Source organism: Dactylosporangium darangshiense (assembly GCF_039537565.1).
GTDB classification, from domain to species: domain Bacteria; phylum Actinomycetota; class Actinomycetes; order Mycobacteriales; family Micromonosporaceae; genus Dactylosporangium; species Dactylosporangium darangshiense.
Genome location: NZ_BAABAT010000052.1, coordinates 66159 through 72264 on the forward strand (window position 1 = coordinate 66159; position 6106 = coordinate 72264).

Here is a 6106-nt window from a genome sequence, read left to right on the forward strand (position 1 = left end):
TTGGACCGCACCAAAGCGCGCGGCCCGGCCTAGCGTCGCAGGCATGGAGATCCTGCGGTACAGCGCGTTCACCGACGACCCCGCCGGCGGGAATCCCGCCGGAGTTGTGCTGGACGCCGACGGGCTCGACGAAACCAGCATGCAGCGGATCGCGGCCGACGTCGGGTACTCCGAGACCGCGTTCCTGACCGGGCACGAGACCCGGCGCGCGCACGTGCGGTACTTCAGCCCGCTCGCCGAGGTGCCGTTCTGCGGGCACGCCACCATCGCCACCGCGGTCGCCTACGCGGAGCGGTTCGGGGACGGGGAGCTGACCCTCACGGCCCCGGTCGGGGACATCGCGGTGCAGACGGCGGACCGCAGCGCCACGCTGCGCAGCATCGCGCCGCGCAGCACCCCGATGCCGGAAGGCGACCTCGGGCGGTTGCTGGAGGCTTTGCGGTACCACGCCGAGGACCTCGATCCCGAGCTGCCGGTGCGGGTCGCATACGCGGGGGCGTGGCATCCGATCGTGGCGGTGCGCGAACGGGCGCGGCTCGCGCGGCTCGACTACGACGTCGCGGCGCTCGCGACGTTGATGGCCGAGCGGGACTGGACGACCGTCGACCTCGTGTGGCGCGAGAGCGGCACCGTGTTCCACGCGCGCAACCCGTTCCCGCCCGGCGGGGTGTACGAGGACCCGGCGACTGGGGCGGCCGCGGCGGCGTTCGGCGGGTACCTGCGCGAGCTCGGGCTGGTCGCGGCGCCCTCGACGCTGACCGTCCACCAGGGACACGACATGGGGCGGCCGAGTCTCCTGCGCGTCGGGCTGGACGAGGGAGCGGACACCGGCGTCCGCGTCACCGGGCAAGCCGTCCAGATCGCACAGTACTGAGTCAGGGGCGACGGGAGCGGCGCCTCAGGAGGTACCGGATCAGGAAGAACGCCAGGACGGCGGCCGCCGCGAGCAGCGCGGGAAGCTTGTAGCGCGCGATGCGGTGCAGGTTCTCGCCGGCGACCGCGCCGACCGTGACCCACAACGACGTCCAGAGCACGGCCCCGAGGCCGTCGCGCAGCGCGTACTGCCGCCACGGCAGGACCATCGCGCCGCAGATCAGGCCGTTGGTCTGACGCAGCCCGTCGACGAAGCGGGCGACGATGACGATGTTGCGGCCGCGGGTGGCGATGAACCGCTCGGCCCGCGCCAGTCGCTCCTCGGTGAGCCGGACGTGCCGGCCGAAGCGCAGCAGCGCGGGGCGCCCGGCGCGCCGGCCGAGCAGATAGCCGAGGTTGTCGCCGGCGACCGCGGCGAGCAGCGTGACGGCGGCGACGGCGGGCAGCGACAGGCCGCCGTGCGCGGCGAGGGCCGAGGCCGCGACGACCGCGCTGACCGCCGGGGTGGGGATGCCGATGCCCTCCAGGAGCACCAGCAGGGCCAGCGCCGGGTAGCCGTACCGCTCGAAATGCTCCATCGATCTTGATCCTGCCACGGGTACCATTGAGGGCAATGACCAGCTGGTATGAATCCCACATCGACCGGCAGATCCGCGAGGCGCAGGAGCGCGGCGAGTTCGACGGCCTGCCCGGAGCCGGGCGGCCGCTGCCCGATCACGGGGAGCTCTACGACGAGGACTGGTGGATCAGGGATCTCGCCCGGCGGGAGCGGCTGCCCGGCGGCATCCCGCCGACCCTGCGGCTGCGCCGGGAGGTCGAGGACCTCCCGCAGGAGCTGGTCAAGTTCAAGACCGAGGATTCGCTGCGAAGGGCGATCGCCGACCTCAACGTCCGCATCGAGCGGGCGAAGCGCGGGCTGATCGAAGGCCCCTCGACCATCCTCCCGGCACTGGACGCCGACGAGGTCGTCGACGCCTGGCGCCGCGCCCGGGCAGAGTAACCATTGACAGCACCGTGTGACGGGCTTACTTTTCCCTCCAACTGTTAGTCAATCTGCCTATTAGTTGGAGGCGCCGTGGTCCTCGGGGGTTCCTCCAAGCTGCTCAAGGCGCTCAACGAGGCGGCCGCCCTCGGGCACCTCCTCGACCACGGCGAGCTCACCCGGGCCGAGCTGCGCGCGCTCACCGGGCTGTCCAAGCCCACGGTGTCGGAGACGATCCGGCGCCTCGGCGAGGCCGGGCTCGTCGTCGGCGTCGGCCACGAGACCGGCCGGCCCGGCCCGAACGCCGAGGTCTACGCCGTCGACGCCGACGCCGCCTACGCGGTGGCGGTGTCGGTGCGAGACCACACCCCGGCGCTCACCGCCGCCCTGCACGACCTGCGGGGCGCGCGGCGGGCCACGCTCGAGGTGCCCGTCGACTTCACCCGCACCGACCCGGTGCGGGCCGTCGAGGACGCCGTCGCGGCGCTGTGCGAGGCCGCCGGGGTGAGCCGCGGGCCGGTCGCGCACGTCCAGGTGGCCGTCGCCGGCGCGTTCGACCCGCGCGACCGGGTCATCCACCACGTCGACGTGCCCGGGTGGAGCCGGCCGGGCCTCGCCGACGAGCTGCGGGACGCACTCGGGGCCGAGGTCGGCGTCGACAACGACGTCAACCTGGCCGCGCTCGCCGAGCGGACCCACGGCGCGGCACACGGCGCCGGCCAGTTCGTGCTGCTGTGGGTCGGCGACAGCGGCCTCGGCCTCGCCATCGACCTGGGCGAGGGCAAGCTGCTGCGCGGTGCCCGCGGCGGCGCCGGCGAGATCGGGTACATCCCGGTCGGCGACGGCGACCTGCACGACCTCGTCGGGCCCGACGCCGTCGCGGCGCTCGAGGCCCGCTGCGCTACCCGCGGCGAGCTGCTCACCGAGCTCGCCGGCCGGATCGTGCTCGGGCTCGCGGCCGTCGTCGCGGTCCTCGACCCGCCGCTCGTCGTCATCGGCGGCGAGCTGGCCAGACGCTACGGCGAGCCGCTCGGCGACGCCGTCACCAAGGCCATGTCACACGCCGCGCCGCTGGAGACGGCGATCGCGGTCAGCACCGTCGACGGCGACGCGCCCCTGCTGGGCGCCGGCGAAGCGGCGGTGTCCGCGGTGCGCGAGGCCATCCTCGCGACGCTGCGCCAACCCACCCCCTGAATTAGGAGCCCCCGTTGCGTCGTCTCCTTGCAGTCGCCGCGGCCGTCGCGCTGACGGCCGGGTGCACCCCGGCGCCGAAGAACAAGCCGATCGCCGACCCCGGCGCGGACGTCTCCGGCACCGTCGAGTTCTGGCACTTCTTCACCGACCGCGAGGCCGAGGCGATCGACTCGGTCGTCGCCGACTTCCAGGCCGCCCACCCGAAGATCAAGGTCGTGGTCAAGTCCGGCCAGGACGACTCGAAGATGACCCAGGCGATCGGCGGCGGGCAGGGCCCCGACGTCGGCCTGTCGTACTCCACGGACATCGTCGGGCAGTTCTGCTCCTCCGGCGCGTGGCTGGACCTGGCGCCGTACATCGCCCGGGACAAGGTGTCGATGGACGCCTTCCCGCAGACCGTGAAGCAGTACACCGAGTTCAAGGGCAAGCGCTGCGCGATGCCGGTGCTCGCCGACGCCTACGGGCTGTACTACAACAAGAAGATGTTCGCCGACGCAGGCATCGCCGCGCCGCCGAAGACGCTCGAGGAGTTCGCCGAGGACGCCAAGAAGCTCACGAAGCGCTCCGCCGACGGCACCATCACCACCGCCGGCTTCCTGCCGCTGTTCGGCTTCTACGAGAACACGCCCTCGCACCTCGGGCCGATGGTCGGCGCGCAGTGGCTCAAGTCCGACGGCTCGTCGGCGATCGGCGGCGACGCGGCCTGGCCGCAGCTGCTGCAGTGGCAGAAGAGCCTCGTCGACTGGTTCGGCTACGACAAGCTGGAGGCGTTCCAGGCCGGGCTCGGCGACGAGTACTCCGACGCCAACGCCTTCCAGAAGGGGCAGGTGGCGATGGCGATCGACGGGGAGTACCGCATCGCCTTCGCCAAGGACCAGTCGCCGGACCTGCAGTTCGGTGTGGCCCCGATGCCCACCTCCTCGGCCGACCGCTACGGCTCCGGGTACGTGACCGGCAACGTCATCGGCATCTCCAAGACCGCCAAGAACCCCGAGGCGGCGTGGGAGCTCATCAAGTACCTCACGACGGACACCAAGGCGATCGTCAAGCTGGCCAACAGCCTCAAGAACATCCCGTCCACCAAGGACGCGCTCGCCTCGCCGGACCTCAAGCTCGACGCCGAGTTCAAGACGTTCGTGGACATCTTCAACCACCCGAAGACCACCACGACGCCGCCGTCCTCGGCCGGACCGGCCTACCAGGAGACGTTCCAGAAGTTCTGCGACTCCTGGCAGAGCGGCAAGGTCGCCGACGTCAAGACCGGCCTCACCGACGTCGACAAGCAGGTCAACTCGCTGCTGCAGCTGGGCGGCTAGGGGTGCACCACAGGCTCCGCCACACGCTGACCGTCGCCTCGTTCATGGCGCCGGCGACGGTCGGCATCGTGGTCTTCTTCGTGTACCCGCTGCTGAGCGCGGTGTACTTCTCGTTCACGAAGTTCGACCTGCTGACCACGCCCGAGTGGGTCGGGCTGCGCAACTACCGGCACATGTTCTCCGACGCGTTCCTGGCCACCGCGGTGCGCAACACGCTGTGGTTCGTCGTGTTCATGGTGCCGGTCCGCATGCTCGGCGGGCTGGGCAGCGCCCTGCTGCTCACGAAGCTGCGCCGGGCGAGCGGGTGGTACCGCACCATCTTCTACCTGCCGTCGCTGGCGCCGCCGGTCGCCGCGACCCTGGCCTTCGTGTACCTGCTCAAGCCCGGCGTCGGCCCGGTGAACACGGCGCTGTCGCACCTGGGCATCGACCCGCCGCTGTGGTTCAACTCCCCCGACTGGTCCAAGCCGTCGCTGGTCCTGCTCGCCCTGTGGGGCTGCGGGGACATGATGGTGCTGTACCTCGCGGCGCTGCTGGACGCGCCGGTGGCGCAGCTGGAGGCGGCGGCGCTGGACGGGGCCAACGCCTGGCAGCGCTTCCGGCACGTGACGCTGCCGCACATCCGGCCGGTCGTGGTGTTCACGGCCGTCATCGGGATCATCACGACGCTGCAGTACTTCGCGCAGGCCGCCGTCGCCGCGTCGGCCGCCAGCGGACAGGCCACGACCGGCGCCGGGATCTCCTCGACGTTCGGCTACCCGGAGGGCTCGACGTTCACGTACCCGCTGTGGCTGTACGTGGTCGGGTTCCGCTACGGAGCGCTCGGGTACGCCAACGCCCTGGCCGTGGTGCTGTTCGTCGTCGCGTTCGGGGTGTCGCTGCTGCTGCTCCGCCGTACCGTGAATCCGGAGACCGCGTCGTGAAGTTGATGTTCATCGCCCGGCACAGCATCGCCATCGCACTGTGCATCATGTTCGTCGCCCCCGTCGGGTTCCTGCTGCTGACCTCGTTCATGTCGGACTCGCAGGCGCTGACGGCCTCCTACTGGCCCTCGACGTGGCACTTCTCCAACTACGCGACCGTGTTCGAGAAGACGCCGGTGCCGCGGTACCTGCTCAACACCGTCCTCTACGCCGGCCTGGCGACGGTCTTCATGCTGCTGTCCAGCGTCCCGGCCGCCTACGCCCTCGCGAAGCTGCGGTGGCGCGGGCGCGGGGTGGTGCTGGTCGTCATCGTGTCGATGATGATGATCCCGCCGCAGGTGACGACGGTTCCGCTGTACCTCATGTGGGCGAATTACGGCCTTACCGGCACCCTGTGGCCGCTGGTGCTGCCGATGTTGTTCGGCGACGCGTTCTCGATCTTCCTGCTGCGCCAGTTCCTGGTGACGATCCCGCAGGAGTACCTGGACGCGGCGCGCGTCGACGGCTGCGGCGAGTGGCGCACCCTGCTGCGCGTCGTGCTGCCGATGGCCCGGCCCGGCATCGCCGCCGCGGCGCTGTTCCAGTTCTTCTACGCCTGGAACGACTACTACGGGCCGCTGCTGTACACCAGCGAGAACGAGCAGAACTGGACCCTCTCCCTGGGCCTGGCCTCGTTCCGGACACTGCACCATGTGCAGTGGAACCTGGTGAGCGCCGCGACCATCCTGACGATGGTGCCGGTCGTGGCGCTGTTCTTCTTCGCACAACGCGCCTTCGTGCAGGGCGTGACACTGACAGGAGTCAAGGGTTGAAAATCG

General features: G+C 70.9%; 7 protein-coding genes. 6 read left to right on the top strand and 1 reads right to left on the bottom strand.

Features of this window, described 5'->3' with window-relative positions:
• The first annotated feature begins 43 nt into the window (after nt 1-43).
• Nucleotides 44-874 carry a PhzF family phenazine biosynthesis protein gene (locus tag ABD901_RS49670; RefSeq protein WP_345140133.1) on the top strand — a complete coding sequence of 277 codons (831 nt, stop codon included), beginning with the start codon at nt 44-46 and terminating at the stop codon, nt 872-874.
• A 1-nt stretch (nt 875) separates the two neighbouring features.
• Here the strand turns inward: ABD901_RS49670 and ABD901_RS49675 are convergent, their stop codons facing one another.
• Nucleotides 876-1451: a DedA family protein gene (locus tag ABD901_RS49675; RefSeq protein WP_345140136.1), complete on the bottom strand. Its 576-nt coding sequence runs from the start codon at nt 1449-1451 to the stop codon at nt 876-878.
• 35 nt (nt 1452-1486) lie between these two features.
• On the opposite strand from ABD901_RS49675, the gene ABD901_RS49680 reads away from it, so the two are divergent.
• The 5 genes from ABD901_RS49680 (at nt 1487) to ABD901_RS49700 (ending at nt 6100) form a co-directional block, all read left to right on the top strand.
• Nucleotides 1487-1873: a DnaJ family domain-containing protein gene (locus tag ABD901_RS49680; RefSeq protein ID WP_345140139.1), complete on the top strand. Its 387-nt coding sequence runs from the start codon at nt 1487-1489 to the stop codon at nt 1871-1873.
• A 75-nt stretch (nt 1874-1948) separates the two neighbouring features.
• A complete protein-coding gene (locus ABD901_RS49685; RefSeq protein WP_345140141.1) occupies nt 1949-3049 on the top strand; it encodes an ROK family transcriptional regulator in 1101 nt (366 codons plus the stop codon).
• 14 nt (nt 3050-3063) lie between these two features.
• Complete coding sequence (locus tag ABD901_RS49690) at nt 3064-4365, top strand: ABC transporter substrate-binding protein (RefSeq protein ID WP_345140144.1); 1302 nt, start codon at nt 3064-3066, stop codon at nt 4363-4365.
• Between the two features lie 2 nt (nt 4366-4367).
• A complete protein-coding gene (locus ABD901_RS49695; protein ID WP_345140147.1) occupies nt 4368-5288 on the top strand; it encodes a carbohydrate ABC transporter permease in 921 nt (306 codons plus the stop codon).
• 5 nt (nt 5289-5293) lie between these two features.
• Nucleotides 5294-6100, top strand: a complete 807-nt coding sequence (locus tag ABD901_RS49700; RefSeq protein ID WP_345140175.1) for a carbohydrate ABC transporter permease — start codon at nt 5294-5296, stop codon at nt 6098-6100.
• Nucleotides 6101-6106: the final 6 nt, after the last annotated feature.